Raw genomic sequence first — 13,958 nt, 5'->3', positions numbered from 1 at the left:
CCCCGGCGCCGCCCCCGCCCCCCCCCCCCCCCCCCCCCCCCCCCCCCCCCCCCCCCCCCCCCCCCCCCCCCCCCCCCCCCCCCCCCCCCCCCCCCCCCCCCCCCCCACAGCGGGTGACGACGTCGATCGGCAGTGAGCTGTCCGCACCGACGTCCGGGGCGGACGGCGCGACCCCGGCCTCGACCAGCCGCGAACCCAGCGCGGCGACCATCGCGCCGTTGTCGGTGCACAGCCGTGGGCTGGGCACCCGGAGCACGATCCCGGCCGCGGCGCACCGCTCCTCGGCCAGGGCGCGCAGCCGCGAGTTGGCGGCCACCCCGCCGCCGAGCACCAGGTGGTCGACGCCGTGGTCGCGACAGGCGCGCACCGCCTTGGCGGTCAGCACGTCCGCGACGGCCTCCTGGAACGACGCCGCGACGTCGGCCACCGGCACCGGCTCCCCCGCCTTCTGCCGGGCCTCGACCCAACGGGCGACGGCGGTCTTCAGGCCGGAGAACGAGAAGTCGTAGGGGGCGTCGCGGGGGCCCGTGAGCCCGCGCGGGAAGCCGATCGCCGCCGGGTCACCCTCGCGCGCGGCCTCGTCGATGGGCGGACCGCCGGGGAACGGCAGGCCGAGCACGCGGGCGACCTTGTCGAAGGCCTCCCCCGCCGCGTCGTCGATGGTGCGGCCCAGCGACTGCACCTCGCGAGCGAGGTCGGGCACCAGGAGCAGCGAGCTGTGCCCGCCGGAGACCAGCAGCGCCAGCGACGGCTCGGCGAGCTTGCCGTGCTGCAGCTCGTCGACGGCGACGTGCGCGGCCAGGTGGTTGACGCCGTACAGCGGCTTGTCCAGCGCCAGCGCGTAGGCCTTGGCCGCGGCCAGCCCGACCAGCAACGCCCCGGTGAGCCCCGGCCCGGCGGTGACCGCCACCGCGTCGACGTCCGAGGCGCGCACCCCGGCCTCGGCCAACGCGCGGTGCACGGTCGGGACCATGGCCTCCAGGTGCGCCCGCGAGGCGATCTCCGGGACCACCCCGCCGAAGCGCTCGTGCTCAGCCATCGAGGTGGCCAGGGCGTCGGACAGCAGCGTCCGCCCGCGCACGAGACCGACGCCGGTCTCGTCGCACGAGGTCTCGAACCCCAGGACCAGCGGCTCAGCCACGCATCTTCTCCCGCTTCATCACGACGGCGTCCGTGCCGCTCGGCTGGTAGTACCGCGGCCGCCGGCCGATCTCGGTGAACCCGCGCCGCCGGTAGAGCCCCTGCGCCACCTCGTTGTCGGCACGCACCTCCAGCAGCACCACCGGGCTGCGCCGGTCGGCCTCGGCCAGCAGCGCGTCGAGCAGCGCGGCGCCGATCCCCTCGCCCTGCCGGTCCTCGGCCACCCCGATGGTGGCCACGTGCGCCTCGTCGTCGTAGGCGATCAGCCCGGCGTAGCCGACCACCCGGTCGCCGTCCTCGGCCACCAGGTAGGAGCGGGTGTCGGTGCGCGCGAGCTCGTCGCGGTACATCGCCCGCGTCCAGGTGTCCGGGGCGAACAGCTGCTCCTCGAGCTCGAGGACGGCGTCCAGGTCGGCCAGCCGCATCGGCCGCAGCCGCGCGCTCACGTCGTGGTCACCGGCTTGAACGACGTCGGCGGGACGGCGTCCGGGCGGCGCAGGTACAGCGGCACCAGGGGGCCGGCGGACGACGGGTCGGCCAGCTGCGGCGCTGCGGCCCGGAGCAGCCCCGCCGTCGTCACCTCCGCGGGGGTGACCTCGACGCCCAGCCGCTCGGCGAACCGGGCGTCGCCGACGACCGGGCCGGCGACCGTCAGCTCCTCCGGGCGCACCACGCCCGGGCCGTCGGTGCGCGACCCCTCGGCGGCGTAGGCGGCCCAGTAGACCTCCCTGCGGCGCGCGTCGGTGACGACCGTGCGCGCACCGGAGCCGACGGCGTCCAGCGAGCAGACGCCCACCACGGGCAGTCCGCGGGCGTCGCCGATCGCCGCGGCGGTGACCACCCCGACGCGCAGCCCGGTGAACGGCCCGGGACCGAGCCCGGTCACGACGGCGTCGACGTCGCCGAGCGCCCGACCGGCGTCGCCCAGGACCTCGGTGACCGCGACGGTGAGCAGCTCGGCGTGCCGGTTGCCCGAGGGCACCGCCCGCTCGGCGAGCACCTCGGTCGCGCCGTCCGGCGACCACCGGGCGAGGCCGGCGACCAGCGTCGGCGTGGCGGTGTCGAGCGCGAGGACGAGCACGACCGACCAGGGTAGTGCTGCACGCGCCCCCTCTCTGCGGACGGCCAGGTGTTGCGCTGTTGCGACAGCATCACCCCGTGCGCAGCACCCTGGATCTCGACGACCACGTCGTCGCGGCCGCTCGCGAGGTCCTCGCAGCGCTGCGCCGGGCACCGGGCCACCGGTTCCTCGGCGACGACGTCTCGGTGGTCGACGCCGACGTGCCGCGGATCTCCGGCCACCGTCAGGTCACCGGTGCGCACCGGATGACCCTCGCTCGCCGGCACGGGGTCGGCATGGTGACCTTCGACGCGGGCCCGGCCGCTCTGTCCGGTCACCGGGACGTCGAACTGCTCTCGGCCCTGTGAGCCGAGGCGGATCTCCCGCTGCTCAGTCTGCTCCCGCGACCGCCTGCCGCACGACGTCGGCGGGGGTGGGGTGCACCGGGCACGGCCCCGGCCGGTTCGGGGCGGTCACCGCGGCTCGCCGTCCAGGCGCTGCTCCCAGCCGGGGCCGTGCGGCACGAGCACCGCCGTCCGGACGTCGTCGTCGCGGCGGTCGAGGCGCACCTCGAGGTGCTCGTCGGCCAGCTGCTCCACCAGCCCCTGGCCCCACTCGACGACGGTGACCGACTCGTCGGTGGACGCGTCCAGGTCCAGGTCGTCGACGTCGGCGACCCCGCCGAGGCGGTAGGCGTCGACGTGCACCAGGGGCAGCCGACCGCCGCGGTGCACGCGGGCGATGACGAAGGTCGGCGAGGTGACCGGCTCGCGCACCCCGAGCGCCTCGCCCAGCCCCTGGGTCAGCGCGGTCTTGCCCGCACCGAGCGGGCCGACCAGCACGACCAGGTCGCCGGCGCGCAGCACCCCGGCGAGCGCGGCGCCGAGCGCCCGGGTGTCCGCCGGGGTCGGCAGCACGTGCTCGCGCCTCACGGCAGGGTCCCCGCGACCGCGGTGAGGTCGGCCCGCAGCCCCGCTCGCGGCGCCCCGTTCGGCCCGAACCGGATCGCCGCCGACGGGTGGTAGGTGACCCAGACCGCGCGGCCGTCGACGTCGTGCGCCCGGCCGCGGGCCTCCGCCAGCACGGTGCGCGGGCCGAGGAACCACTTGGCCGACGACAGCCCCAGCGCGACGACGACCGGCGGGTCCAGCAGCTCGAGCTGGCGGCGCAGCCAGCCGCTGCAGCGGGCCACTTCCGGCCTCTTCGGCGTCCGGTTTCCCGGGGGGCGGCACTTCACGATGTTGAGCACGGCGGCCTCGGCACGGTCCAGCCCGGCCTCGCCGAGCAGCTGGTCGAGCAGCTGACCCGACCTCCCGACGAACGGCCGGCCGGTCTCGTCCTCGTTCGCGCCCGGCGCCTCGCCGACCAGCGCGAACCGCGGGCGCCCGGTGGCCGGGACGTCGCCCACCACCACGTGCTGCCGGGTGGCGGCGAGCTCGGGGCAGGCCACGCAGGGGCGGGCCGCGTCGGCCAGGGCCGCCCAGTCGGGAGCCGCGGCCGCGGTGCGGGCGACCTCCTCGGCGGCGGCGTCGGAGCGAGGCGACCGGGTCACCGTCCCGCTCCCATCGGGAGGTCGGTCACCACCCGGCGCAGCAGCGCCGTCAGTGCCCCGGTCACCTCGTCGGGCTTCTCCAGCGGGACCATGTGGCCCGCGTCCGCGACGACCACGTACTCGGCATCCGGCGCCTCCGGCCCGCCGAGCAGTTCCACGATCATGTCGCTGTGCTTCGGCGGGATGAGCGTGTCCGCGTCGCCGGTGAGCACCAGCGTCGGGACCGCGCGCAGCGGCGCCAGCGAGGCGGTCCCGTCCAGGCCGGCCAGCGCCGGGTAGAACTCCGCGATGACCTCGACCGGCGTGCCGGCGATCATCGAGTCGACGTAGCGGCCGAGCGCCGGGTCGACGTCGGTCGAGGCGAACGACAGCGACCAGGTGACGTGCGAGATCAGGTCGGCGGCCAGCCGGCGGGTGCGCTCGGCGAAGCCGGGACGGCGGCGCATGGTGAACGCCGCCACCGGCAGGAGCGCCGCGCGCACCCGGGTGAGGAACTCCGGCAGACCGAAGTCGAGCTCGGCCAGGTTGCCGCTGGAGGTGCTCAGCAGGGCCGCGCCGACGACCCGCGTCCCGAACAGCTCCGGTCGCCGCTCGGCCAGGGACATGACCGTCATGCCGCCCATGGAGTGGCCGACCAGCACCACCGGCCCGTGCGGCACCCGCGCCCGCAGCACCGCGTCAAGGTCGCGGCCGAGCTGGTCCATCGTCGAGTGCTCGGCCGGCCCGCGCCCGGAGGCGCCGTGCCCGCGCTGGTCGTAGAAGACCAGCCGCGCCTTCGGGCGCGAGCCGTTGGCCGTGGCCAGCTCGGCACCCAGGGCCAGCCGCTGGAATGTCCACGACGCCATCGACAGGCAGTAGCCGTGCACGAAGACCACCGTGAGCGGGGCGTCGGTCGGACCGACCTCCTCCACCGCCAGCAGCACGCCGTCGTCGGCGGCGACCAGCGCCGTGCGGTCGGCGCGGCGCGACGCCGGGCCGAGCGGGTCGTCCTCGCGCAGCTCGGCGTCCGAGGCGCCCGCCGGCAGCCCCGCCGCCGACCCCAGCCGCTCGGCGCCCACCCGCCGGGCAGCGGCCCGGCTGACCGCCACGCCGACGGCGGTGCCGGCCGCGGCCAGGCCGATGAGTGTGCCGATGACCCCCGCCCGGGAGTGCGGCAGGTGCGGGTGCACGGTCCGTGTCGCCGGCTTGCGGGCCGCCATCAGACCGCCCCTGCCGAGCCGACGTAGCGGCGGGCGAAGCGGCCACCGATCCGGGTGACGAGCTCGTAGTGGATGGTGTCGACCGCGTCGGCCCAGTCCTGCGCCGTCGGCTCGCCGCGGTCCCCCGGCCCCCAGAGCACGACCTCGTCACCGGGCTGCACCTCGGCGTCGCCGACGTCCAGCACGAACTGGTCCATGCAGACCCGCCCGGCAATGGTCCGGTGCGCGCCGGCGGCCAGCACCGGCGCCCGGTTGCCCGCGGCGCGCGGCACGCCGTCGGCGTAGCCGACCGGCACCAGCAGCAGCGTGGTCTCGGTCTCGGGGAAGTAGGTGTGGCCGTAGGAGACGCCGACGCCGGCGGGCACCCGCTTGGTCAGCGCGGCCGTCGCCCGCACCGTCATCGCCGGCCGCAGCCCGTGCTCGACGGGGTCCCCGCCGAGCGGGTCCAGGCCGTAGACGGCGATCCCCGGGCGGACCATGTCGTACCAGGTGTCCGGCAGGGCCACCGTGGCCGCGGAGTTGGCCAGGTGCAGCCGCGCCTCGGTCAGCCCGGCCGCCCGGGCGATCGCGACCGCCTCCTCGAACACCCGGACCTGCGCGCCGATCGTCGGGTGCGTCGGGGCGTCGGCGTACGCCATGTGGCTCCACAGCCCCACGACCGCCACCTCGCCGTCGGCCTGCGCCCGCGCGGCGGCGGCGACGAGGCCGGGCCAGTCGGCCTCGGTGGCGCCCTCGCGGGACAGCCCGGTGTCGGCGAACAGGTGCACCCGGGCGGTGCGGCCGGACGCGCGGGCGGCCGCGACCACCTCGGCGAGGGCCCAGTCGGCGTTGACCGACACCTCGACGTCGGCGGTGAGCGCGGCGGCGTAGTCGGTGCCGGGCGCGTGCAGCCAGGCCAGCACCGGCGCGGTGACCCCGGCCGCGCGCAGCGTCAGCGCCTCCTCCAGCACCGCGACCCCCAGCGCGTCGGCTCCCCCGGCCAGCGCCGCCCGCGCGGCCGGGACCATGCCGTGGCCGTAGCCGTCGGCCTTGACCACCGCCATCAGCGGCCGGCCGACCCGCTCGCGCAGCGCCGCGGTGTTGGCAGCGATGGCGTCGAGGTCGACGACCACCTCGGCCCGGGCTCGATGAGTCACGCCCTCGAGTCTCCCAGCCGCCGCGACGGCGCCCGGCGCAGGCGGGCCAGCGTGGCGGGCAGCCGGCGGACCAGGTCACCGGCGATCAGCGGTCCCTGCTCCGCGGCCAGTTGCCCGGCGCGCCCGTGCACGTGCGCGCCCACCGCGGCCGCCTCGTCGGCGGGCAGGCCGGTGGCCAGCAGCGCGCCGGTGATGCCCGAGAGGACGTCGCCGGTGCCCGCCGTGGCCAGCCACGGCGTGCCGGTGCCGTTGACGTACGCGGTGCCGCCGGGGGCGGCGACGACGGTCGCGTCGCCCTTGAGCAGGACGACGGCACCCAGGTCGGCAGCCAGCCGACGGGCCGCACCCACCCGGTCGGGCCCGACCTCCACCCCGAAGCGGGCGTACTCGCGGTCGTGCGGCGTGAGAACGGTCGGCCCCCGCCGCTGCCGGACGAGGTCCGGGTCCTGCGCGGCCAGCGTGAGCGCGTCGGCGTCCAGCAGCACCGGCAGGTCGGTGGCCAGCACCTCGGCGAGCACGCTGCGGGCGTCGTCGTCGGTGCCCATCCCGGGGCCCACCACCCAGGCCTGCACGCGCCCGGCCTCCCCGGGCCGGCCCTCGGTGACGATCGTCTCCGGCCACGCGGCCCGCACGCCCGCGGCCGCCGTGCCGGCGTAGCGGACCAGCCCGGGCCGGGTCCGCAGCGCCGCCCCGGTGCACAGGACGGCGGCACCCGGATAGGTGGACGAGCCGGCGACGATCCCGACCACGCCCTGCGTGTACTTGTCGTCGCCGGCGTGCGGCGGGCGGAGGCGGGCGGCGACGTCGGCGTCGGTCAGCTGCACGGTGAGGGCCGGCGGGAGGTCCAGCCCGATGTCGACCAGGTGCACCTCCCCGGCGTGCCCGCGGCCCTCCCCCACGACCAGCCCGGTCTTCAGCGCGCCGAAGGTGACCGTGTGCTGCGCGGGGAACGCCGTCCCGGACACCGCGCCGGTGTCCGCGTCCACGCCGCTGGGGACGTCGACGGCCACCATCAGGCCCGGCCCGGTCGCGGCCCGCTCGACCAGCGCCGCGGCCGGCGGGCGCAGCCCCCCGCGGCCGCCGATGCCGACGATCCCGTCGAGGACCAGGTCGGCGCGCTCGAGGCCGGTGTCCCCGTCGGGGCCGGTGACCCGTCCACCCGCGGCACGCAGCGCGGCCAGGCCGGGGCCGTGCGTCCGCGCCGGGTCGAGCAGGACGGCGGTCACCCGGGCGCCGCGGCGGGCCAGGTGCGCCCCGGCGAAGAGCGCGTCGCCGCCGTTGTTGCCGGCCCCGACGAGGGCGGTGACCCGGGTCCCGTACACGCGGCCGAGCAGCTCCAGGCAGACGGTGGCCAGGCCGGTCGCGGCCCGCTGCATGAGCGTGCCCTCCGGGGTGGCGGCGAGGACCGGCGCCTCGGCCGCACGCACCTCCGCCGCGGTGTGGAGCCCGATCACGGTTCCACCCCGTGCGGCACGCCCTCGGCGACGACCACCGCGGAGGCGATGCCGCCGTCGTGGCTCAGCGAGACGTGCCAGGAGGTGACGCCGAGCTGGGCCGCCCGGCCGGCCACCGTCCCGCGCACCGTCAGGTGCGGACGCCCGTGGTCGCCGACGGTGACCTCCGCGTCGTGCCACCGGAGGTCACCCGGCGCCCCCAGGGCCTTGGCGACGGCCTCCTTGGCGGCGAACCGGGCGGCCAGGGACTCCCCCGTGCGCGCGGCACCGCGGGGCGTGCGCTGCTCCTCGGCGGTGAACAGCCGATCCCGCAGGCCCGGAGTCCGGACGAGGGACTCGGCGAAGCGGTCCACCGGCACCACGTCGATCCCGACCCCGATGATCACCCGGCCAGTCTGCCAAGAAGGCGCTGGAACGGCCCCTCTGCAGTAGGAGGACCACCCTTCCCCCACGCCTCGCACCCTCGGCGCGGACCCCTGAAGGGCGGCCGTTCCAGCTACTCCACCGTGACGCTCTTGGCCAGGTTGCGCGGCTGGTCGACGTCGTAGCCCCGGCAGTCGGCGATCTCGCAGGCGAGCACCTGCAGCGGCACCGTGGTCACGACCGGCGCCAGCAGCGTGGGCGTGCGGGGCACCCGGATGACGTGGTCTGCGTAGGGCAGGACCTCGTCGTCCCCCTCCTCGGCGATCACGATCGTGCGGGCCCCGCGGGCGCGGACCTCCTGGATGTTGGAGACGACCTTGCCGTGCAGCAGGTCGCGAGCCCGTGGCGGGACGACCACGACCACCGGGGTGCCCTGGTCGATGACCGCGATCGGGCCGTGCTTGAGCTCGCCGGCGGCGAACCCCTCGGCGTGGATGTAGGCCAGCTCCTTCAGCTTCAGCGCACCCTCGAGCGCCACCGGGAAGCTCACGTGCCGACCCAGGAACAGCATGCGGTCCGCCTCGGCCATGGAGCGGCCGAGCTCGCGGACCGGCTCCATCTGCTCGAGCACCTTGGCCACGGCCTCGGGGAGCCGGTGCAGCTCGGCGACGACCGCCGCCACCTCGTCCTCGTACTTGATGCCGCGGATCTGGGCGAGGAACAGGCCGACCAGGTAGCAGGCCACGAGCTGGGTGAGGAAGCCCTTGGTGGAGGCCACCGCGACCTCCGGGCCGGCGTGCGTGTACAGGACGGCGTCGGACTCGCGCGGGATGGTCGCGCCGTTGGCGTTGCAGATCGCCAGCACGCGTGCCTTCTGGTCCTTGGCGTGCCGGAGCGCCATGAGGGTGTCCATGGTCTCGCCGGACTGGCTGATGACGACGACCAGCGTCGAGCGGTCGAGCACCGGGTCGCGGTAGCGGAACTCGCTGGCGACCTCGACCTCGACCGGGATGCGGGTCCAGTGCTCGATGGCGTACTTCGCGATGAGGCCGGCGTGGTAGGCGGTGCCGCAGGCCACGACGAAGATCTTGTCGACGTCGCGCAGGTCCTGGTCGGTCAGGCGCACCTCGTCGAGGACGAGCTTCCCCTGCGCGTCGGTGCGCCCCAGCAGGGTGTCGGCGATCGCCCGCGGTTGCTCGGCGATCTCCTTGAGCATGAACCAGTCGTAACCGCCCTTCTCGGCGGCCGCGGCATCCCAGTCGACGGTGAAGGCCTTCGGCTCCGCCGGGGCGCCGTCGAACGTGGTGACGGTGACCCCGCGCTCCCGGTGGATCTCCACGACCTGGTCCTGGCCGAGCTCGCGGGCCTCTCGGGTGTGCGCGATGAAGGCGGCGACGTCGGAGCCGAGGAAGTACTCGCCGTCGCCGACGCCCACGACCAGCGGGCTGTTGCGGCGCGAGGCCACCAGGGTGTCGGGCTCGTCGGCGTGCGAGGCGACGAGGGTGAAGGCGCCCTCGAGGCGGCGGCTGACCGCACGCATCGCCTCGGCCAGGCGGCCGGGGCCCTCCGGCGTCTCGGCGTAGGTCGTCGCCAGCAGGTGCGCGGCGACCTCGGTGTCGGTCTCGGAGGCGAACTCGACGCCGGCCGCCTCGCACTCGGCGCGCAGCGCGGCGAAGTTCTCGATGATCCCGTTGTGGATGACCGCGACCTTGCCGTCCGCGGACAGGTGCGGGTGGGCGTTGCGGTCGGTCGGCCCGCCGTGGGTCGCCCACCGGGTGTGCCCGATGCCGATCGTCGATGCCGGCAGCGGGGAGTCGGCGAGGACCTTCTCCAGGTTCGCCAGCTTCCCGGCCTTCTTCGCCGTCACCTGCGCGCCGTCAGCGAGGACGGCGACGCCCGCCGAGTCGTACCCCCGGTACTCCAACCGCCGCAGGCCCTCCAGGACGACGTCCAGGGCGCTCTGGGGGCCGACGTATCCCACGATGCCGCACATTCCGTCGAGGCTACCGGCGGGACCGGCCGAACCCTTCCCTCACACGAGTGGGGCGGGACAGATGTGACGCGAGCGTCACGACACCGTCGTCCCGCCCGGAACGGCCGGCCTCCAGGGGCCCTCCGCCCGAGCCTGCCAGGCGTGGGGGGAAGGGCGGTCCTTCCTCAGTCGACGGCGGCGACGACGTCGGCGAGGCGCTGGGCGACCGCGTCGGCCTGCTCCTGGGTCGGTGCCTCGACCATCACCCGCACCAGCTGCTCGGTGCCCGAGGGCCGCAGCAGCACCCGGCCGTCGTCGCCCAGCTCGGCCTCGCACCGGTTGACCGCCGCGGCGACCAGGTCGCTCTCCACGACCGCCAGCCGGTCACGCACCGGCACGTTGACCAGGGTCTGCGGCAGCCGGTGGACCACCGAGGCCAGCTCGGCCAGCGACTTCCCGGTCTCCGCCATCCGCGACAGCAGCGCCAGGCCGGTCAGCAGGCCGTCGCCGGTCGTGGCGTGCTCCAGGAACACCAGGTGCCCGCTCTGCTCGCCGCCCAGGCTCAGCCCCCGGGACCGCAGTGCCTCGAGCACGTACCGGTCGCCGACCGCGGTGGTGTGCACGGCGATGCCGGCGTCGCGCATCGTGTGGTGGAAGCCCAGGTTGCTCATCACCGTGGCGACGACGGTGTCGCCGGTCAGCCGGCCGTGCTCGTGCAGCCCGAGCGCGCAGACGGCGAGGATCGCGTCGCCGTCGACGACGTCGCCCTCGGCGGTGACCGCCAGGCAGCGGTCGGCGTCGCCGTCGTGCGCGATGCCGAGGTCGGCGCCGTGGGCGCGCACGGCCTCGGTCAGCGGGCCGAGGTGGGTGGAGCCGATGCCGTCGTTGATGTTCCAGCCGTCGGGCTCGCCGCCGATCACGTGCACGGTGGCGCCGGCCCGGCGGTAGACCTCGGGCGCGCACACCGCGGCCGCGCCGTGGGCGCAGTCGACGACGAGGGTGAGGCCGGACAGCGGCCGCGGGACGGTCGAGAGCAGGTGCTCGACGTAGACCGCGCCGGCGTCGGCGAGGTCGGAGACCCGGCCGATCTCCGCGCCGGTGGGCCGCGGGCCGCCGGTCTCGCCGCCGGTCACGGCCTGCTCGATCGCAGCCTCGACCACGTCGGGCAGCTTGTGGCCGCCGCGGCTGAAGAGCTTGATGCCGTTGTCGGGCATCGGGTTGTGACTGGCGGAGATCATCACGCCGAGGTCCGCACCGGTGTGCGCGGTGAGGTGCGCGATCGCCGGGGTGGGCAGCACCCCGGCCCGCAGCACCCGCGCACCGGCGCTGGCGAGACCCGCCACGACGGCGGCCTCGAGCATCTCCCCGCTGGCGCGGGGGTCACGGCCGACGACCGCGACGGGACGCGAGGTCCCGTCGCGGTCGGCGAGCACGCCGGCGGCAGCACGTGCCACCGAGAGGGCCAACTCCGGCGTGAGGTCGGCGTTGGCCCGACCCCGGACGCCGTCGGTCCCGAAGAGGCGACCCACGGGCGTACCGGTCAGCGCTTCGAGTACTGAGGCGCCTTGCGGGCCTTCTTGAGCCCGTACTTCTTGCGCTCGGTGACGCGGGCGTCCCGGGTGAGGAAGCCGGCCTTCTTGAGGGCCGGGCGGTCCTCGGCCTCGACGGCGACGAGCGCGCGGGCGATGGCCAGGCGCAGCGCGCCGGCCTGACCGCTGACGCCGCCACCCCGGAGGATGCCGACGACGTCGTACTGCTCGGTCCGCTCGACGGTCACGAACGGCTCACGGATGAGCTGCTGGTGCACCTTGTTCGGGAAGTACTCCTCGATGGTGCGGCCGTTGAGCCGGAACTGACCGGTGCCCGGCAGCAGGCGCACGCGGACGATGGCCTCCTTGCGCCGGCCGACGGTCTGCACCGGACGCCCCTCGGCGTCGGTCACGGTGAGGGCGGTCGTCACTGGGCCACCTGCTTGATCTCGAAGGGCTGGGGCTGCTGAGCGGCGTGCGGGTGCTCGGGCCCGGCGTACACCTTCAGCTTCTTGAGCATCTGACGGCCCAGGCTGTTGTGCGGCAGCATGCCCTTGATCGCGCGCTCGATGACGCGGTCGGGGTGCGTGCGCAGCTGGTCGCCGACGGGGATCCGCTTGAGGCCGCCCGGGTAGCCCGAGTGGCGGTAGGCGATCTTCTCGTCCCGCTTGGAGCCGGTCAGGGCCACCTTGCCGGCGTTGACGATGACGACGAAGTCGCCGACGTCCACGTGCGGGGCGTACTGGGGCTTGTGCTTGCCGCGGAGCAGGACCGCGGTCTGGCTGGCGAGTCGACCGAGCACCACGTCGGTGGCGTCGATGACGTGCCAGGCCCGGCTGATGTCGCCGGGCTTGGGGGTGTACGTGCGCACGGCGCTCGTGTCCTCCGTCGTCGTCGGATCGGCTGGTGGGATCGCCTCACCGAGCACGGGAGACGGGACGGCACGCGGACACCAGCCGGCCGCACGCACCAGCGGACGACGATACCAGCCGGACCACGGCGCTCCTCCTGCCGCGGTCAGTCCTCGACGACGACCTCGCGGAGCAGCCCGCTGTCGACGTCGTAGACGGTGCCCCTCACCTCGCGGGAGAGCAGGTAGGGGCTCTCGTGGATCAGCCGCATCGACTCGCGCACGTCGTCCTCGACGTCGCGGAAGGCGCGCACCGCCCACGGAGGCCGGCGCCCCGTGGCCTGCTCCACCAGGTCGGCGAAGGAGTTGTCGTCGGTGGCCTGCAGTCCGCACTGGGTGTGGTGCACCAGCAGGATCTCGCGGGTGCCCAGCACGTGCTGGGAGACGGTCAGCGAGCGGACGACGTCCTCGGTGATGACGCCCCCGGCGTTGCGGATGACGTGCGCGTCGCCGACCTCGAGCCCGAGCATCTGGAACAAGGGCATCCGGGAGTCCATGCAGGCCACCACGGCGACGCGGCGAGCCGGTCGCACGTCCTTCGAGCCGGGGAACCGCTCCGCCCACTCCGCGTTGGCCGCCAGCATCCGGTCGACCTCGGACATCGCCCACCTCCGTCGCGCCCCGTCCAGGGCTCCGACCCTAACGGGCTGGTCAGCGGCGCCGGTGGTGGGCCACCGCCTCGCGCAGCCGGCCGGGCGTCAGGTCCGGGCGCCCGCCGGCGTGCGTCACGGTCAGGCCGGCCGCGGCCCAGGCGGCGTCCTCCGGGACGGCGCCGCCGAGCAGCGTCGCGGTGAGCGTGGCGACGTAGACGTCCCCGGCGCCGGTCGGGTCGACGGGCGACCCGCCGAGCAGCGGTACCAGGACGTCGCCGTCGGCCCAGCCGGGGTCCACCTCCAGCTCCTGCGCGGCGACGGCGAACCGCGGTCCGGCCCGCCAGGCGACCAGGTCGCCCTCCTCCCCCACGCTCAACGCGACCACCCGCGGCCCCGCGGTGAGCAGGTCGGCGGCGGCGTCCCGGGCGTCCTCCACCCCGGACAGGTGGCGTCCGGTGAGCAGCCGGGCCTCCGCGGCGTCCGCGCGGACGACGTCGGCCCGCGTCAGCACCGCGTCGCGGGTGGCGTCGCCCTCCGGTGCACCGTCGACGACGACCAGCGCGCCGTCGGGGACCAGTTGCAGCGCGGCGACCACGGCGGCCCCGGGCTGCTGCAGCTGCAGGCTCACCACCTGCGCGGCGGCGAGCTGGTCCGCGGCCGCGGCCACGTCGTCCGGGGTGAGCAGGACGGCGTCCGGCACGTCCTCGAGCAGCCGCCGCACGCCGCCGTCCTCCACCAGGTCGACCAGCAGCGCCGTGGCCGCACCGCGCCGCCGCCGGACCGCCGAGACGTCGATCCCGTCGGCCGCGGCCTGCGCGACCGCCTCGGTGCCGGCGGAGTCGTCGCCCACGACGCCGACGAGGGCGACCGGCACGCCGAGCTGCGCCAGCGCCACGGCCTGGTTGGCGCCCTTCCCGCCGAGCAGCTCCCGGCGCCCGGCGACGGTCGCGGAGCCGCCGGCCTCGGGCAGGGTCGCGGTGCGCAGCACGAGGTCGCGGCCGACCTGCCCCAGGACCACGACGTCGGCCATGCGCCCGCCCTCCCCGGTGT

The 13,958-nt window shown here is 76.0% G+C and carries 16 protein-coding genes; 1 reads left to right on the top strand and 15 read right to left on the bottom strand.

Features of this window, described 5'->3' with window-relative positions; genetic code table 11:
- From tsaD to tsaB, 3 genes are all read right to left on the bottom strand, one after another.
- The coding region (gene tsaD / locus ACI78Z_RS20215) for a tRNA (adenosine(37)-N6)-threonylcarbamoyltransferase complex transferase subunit TsaD (protein ID WP_457038325.1) at positions 1-1,141 on the bottom strand (1,141 nt) is incomplete at its 3' end.
- A complete protein-coding gene (rimI, locus tag ACI78Z_RS20210) occupies positions 1,134-1,586 on the bottom strand; it encodes a ribosomal protein S18-alanine N-acetyltransferase (RefSeq protein ID WP_457038324.1) in 453 nt (150 codons plus the stop codon). The genes tsaD and rimI, both read right to left, overlap by 8 nt.
- Positions 1,583-2,221 carry a tRNA (adenosine(37)-N6)-threonylcarbamoyltransferase complex dimerization subunit type 1 TsaB gene (tsaB, locus tag ACI78Z_RS20205; protein WP_457038323.1) on the bottom strand — a complete coding sequence of 213 codons (639 nt, stop codon included), beginning with the start codon at positions 2,219-2,221 and terminating at the stop codon, positions 1,583-1,585. Before tsaB ends, rimI begins: the two co-directional genes overlap by 4 nt.
- A gap of 77 nt (positions 2,222-2,298) precedes the next feature.
- Between tsaB and ACI78Z_RS20200 the strand changes: the two genes are divergently transcribed.
- A complete protein-coding gene (locus ACI78Z_RS20200; RefSeq protein WP_457038322.1) occupies positions 2,299-2,568 on the top strand; it encodes a hypothetical protein in 270 nt (89 codons plus the stop codon).
- A gap of 105 nt (positions 2,569-2,673) precedes the next feature.
- Here the strand turns inward: ACI78Z_RS20200 and tsaE are convergent, their stop codons facing one another.
- From tsaE to ACI78Z_RS20140, 12 genes are all read right to left on the bottom strand, one after another.
- Positions 2,674-3,132 carry a tRNA (adenosine(37)-N6)-threonylcarbamoyltransferase complex ATPase subunit type 1 TsaE gene (gene tsaE, locus ACI78Z_RS20195; RefSeq protein ID WP_457038321.1) on the bottom strand — a complete coding sequence of 153 codons (459 nt, stop codon included), beginning with the start codon at positions 3,130-3,132 and terminating at the stop codon, positions 2,674-2,676.
- Positions 3,129-3,752 carry a uracil-DNA glycosylase gene (locus ACI78Z_RS20190; protein WP_457038320.1) on the bottom strand — a complete coding sequence of 208 codons (624 nt, stop codon included), beginning with the start codon at positions 3,750-3,752 and terminating at the stop codon, positions 3,129-3,131. Before ACI78Z_RS20190 ends, tsaE begins: the two co-directional genes overlap by 4 nt.
- A complete protein-coding gene (locus tag ACI78Z_RS20185) occupies positions 3,749-4,951 on the bottom strand; it encodes an alpha/beta fold hydrolase (RefSeq protein ID WP_457038319.1) in 1,203 nt (400 codons plus the stop codon). The genes ACI78Z_RS20190 and ACI78Z_RS20185 overlap by 4 nt, the downstream gene beginning before the upstream one ends.
- Positions 4,951-6,087 carry an alanine racemase gene (gene alr, locus ACI78Z_RS20180; RefSeq protein ID WP_457038318.1) on the bottom strand — a complete coding sequence of 379 codons (1,137 nt, stop codon included), beginning with the start codon at positions 6,085-6,087 and terminating at the stop codon, positions 4,951-4,953. Before alr ends, ACI78Z_RS20185 begins: the two co-directional genes overlap by 1 nt.
- Positions 6,084-7,541, bottom strand: a complete 1,458-nt coding sequence (locus ACI78Z_RS20175; RefSeq protein WP_457038317.1) for an NAD(P)H-hydrate dehydratase — start codon at positions 7,539-7,541, stop codon at positions 6,084-6,086. Before ACI78Z_RS20175 ends, alr begins: the two co-directional genes overlap by 4 nt.
- Positions 7,538-7,927, bottom strand: coding sequence for a holo-ACP synthase (locus ACI78Z_RS20170; protein WP_457038316.1), 390 nt, complete (start codon positions 7,925-7,927; stop codon positions 7,538-7,540). The genes ACI78Z_RS20175 and ACI78Z_RS20170 overlap by 4 nt, the downstream gene beginning before the upstream one ends.
- 110 nt (positions 7,928-8,037) lie before the next feature.
- Entirely contained in the window at positions 8,038-9,897 is a 1,860-nt protein-coding gene (glmS, locus tag ACI78Z_RS20165) for a glutamine--fructose-6-phosphate transaminase (isomerizing) (protein ID WP_457038315.1), read from the bottom strand.
- A gap of 164 nt (positions 9,898-10,061) precedes the next feature.
- Entirely contained in the window at positions 10,062-11,405 is a 1,344-nt protein-coding gene (glmM, locus tag ACI78Z_RS20160) for a phosphoglucosamine mutase (protein WP_457038314.1), read from the bottom strand.
- Between the two features lie 11 nt (positions 11,406-11,416).
- The gene (gene rpsI / locus ACI78Z_RS20155) at positions 11,417-11,836 is read right to left on the bottom strand and encodes a 30S ribosomal protein S9 (protein WP_457038313.1); all 420 of its coding nucleotides are present in this window, start codon (positions 11,834-11,836) and stop codon (positions 11,417-11,419) included.
- A complete protein-coding gene (gene rplM, locus ACI78Z_RS20150; protein WP_457038312.1) occupies positions 11,833-12,276 on the bottom strand; it encodes a 50S ribosomal protein L13 in 444 nt (147 codons plus the stop codon). The genes rpsI and rplM overlap by 4 nt, the downstream gene beginning before the upstream one ends.
- Before the next feature lie 146 nt (positions 12,277-12,422).
- A complete protein-coding gene (locus ACI78Z_RS20145; RefSeq protein ID WP_457038311.1) occupies positions 12,423-12,917 on the bottom strand; it encodes a beta-class carbonic anhydrase in 495 nt (164 codons plus the stop codon).
- A 49-nt stretch (positions 12,918-12,966) separates the two neighbouring features.
- Positions 12,967-13,938 carry a PfkB family carbohydrate kinase gene (locus ACI78Z_RS20140; protein WP_457038310.1) on the bottom strand — a complete coding sequence of 324 codons (972 nt, stop codon included), beginning with the start codon at positions 13,936-13,938 and terminating at the stop codon, positions 12,967-12,969.
- Between the last annotated feature and the right edge of the window lie 20 nt (positions 13,939-13,958).

This window comes from Geodermatophilus sp. SYSU D01176 (genome assembly GCF_054050015.1).
This window is presented reverse-complemented; position numbering and strand designations above follow the sequence as displayed.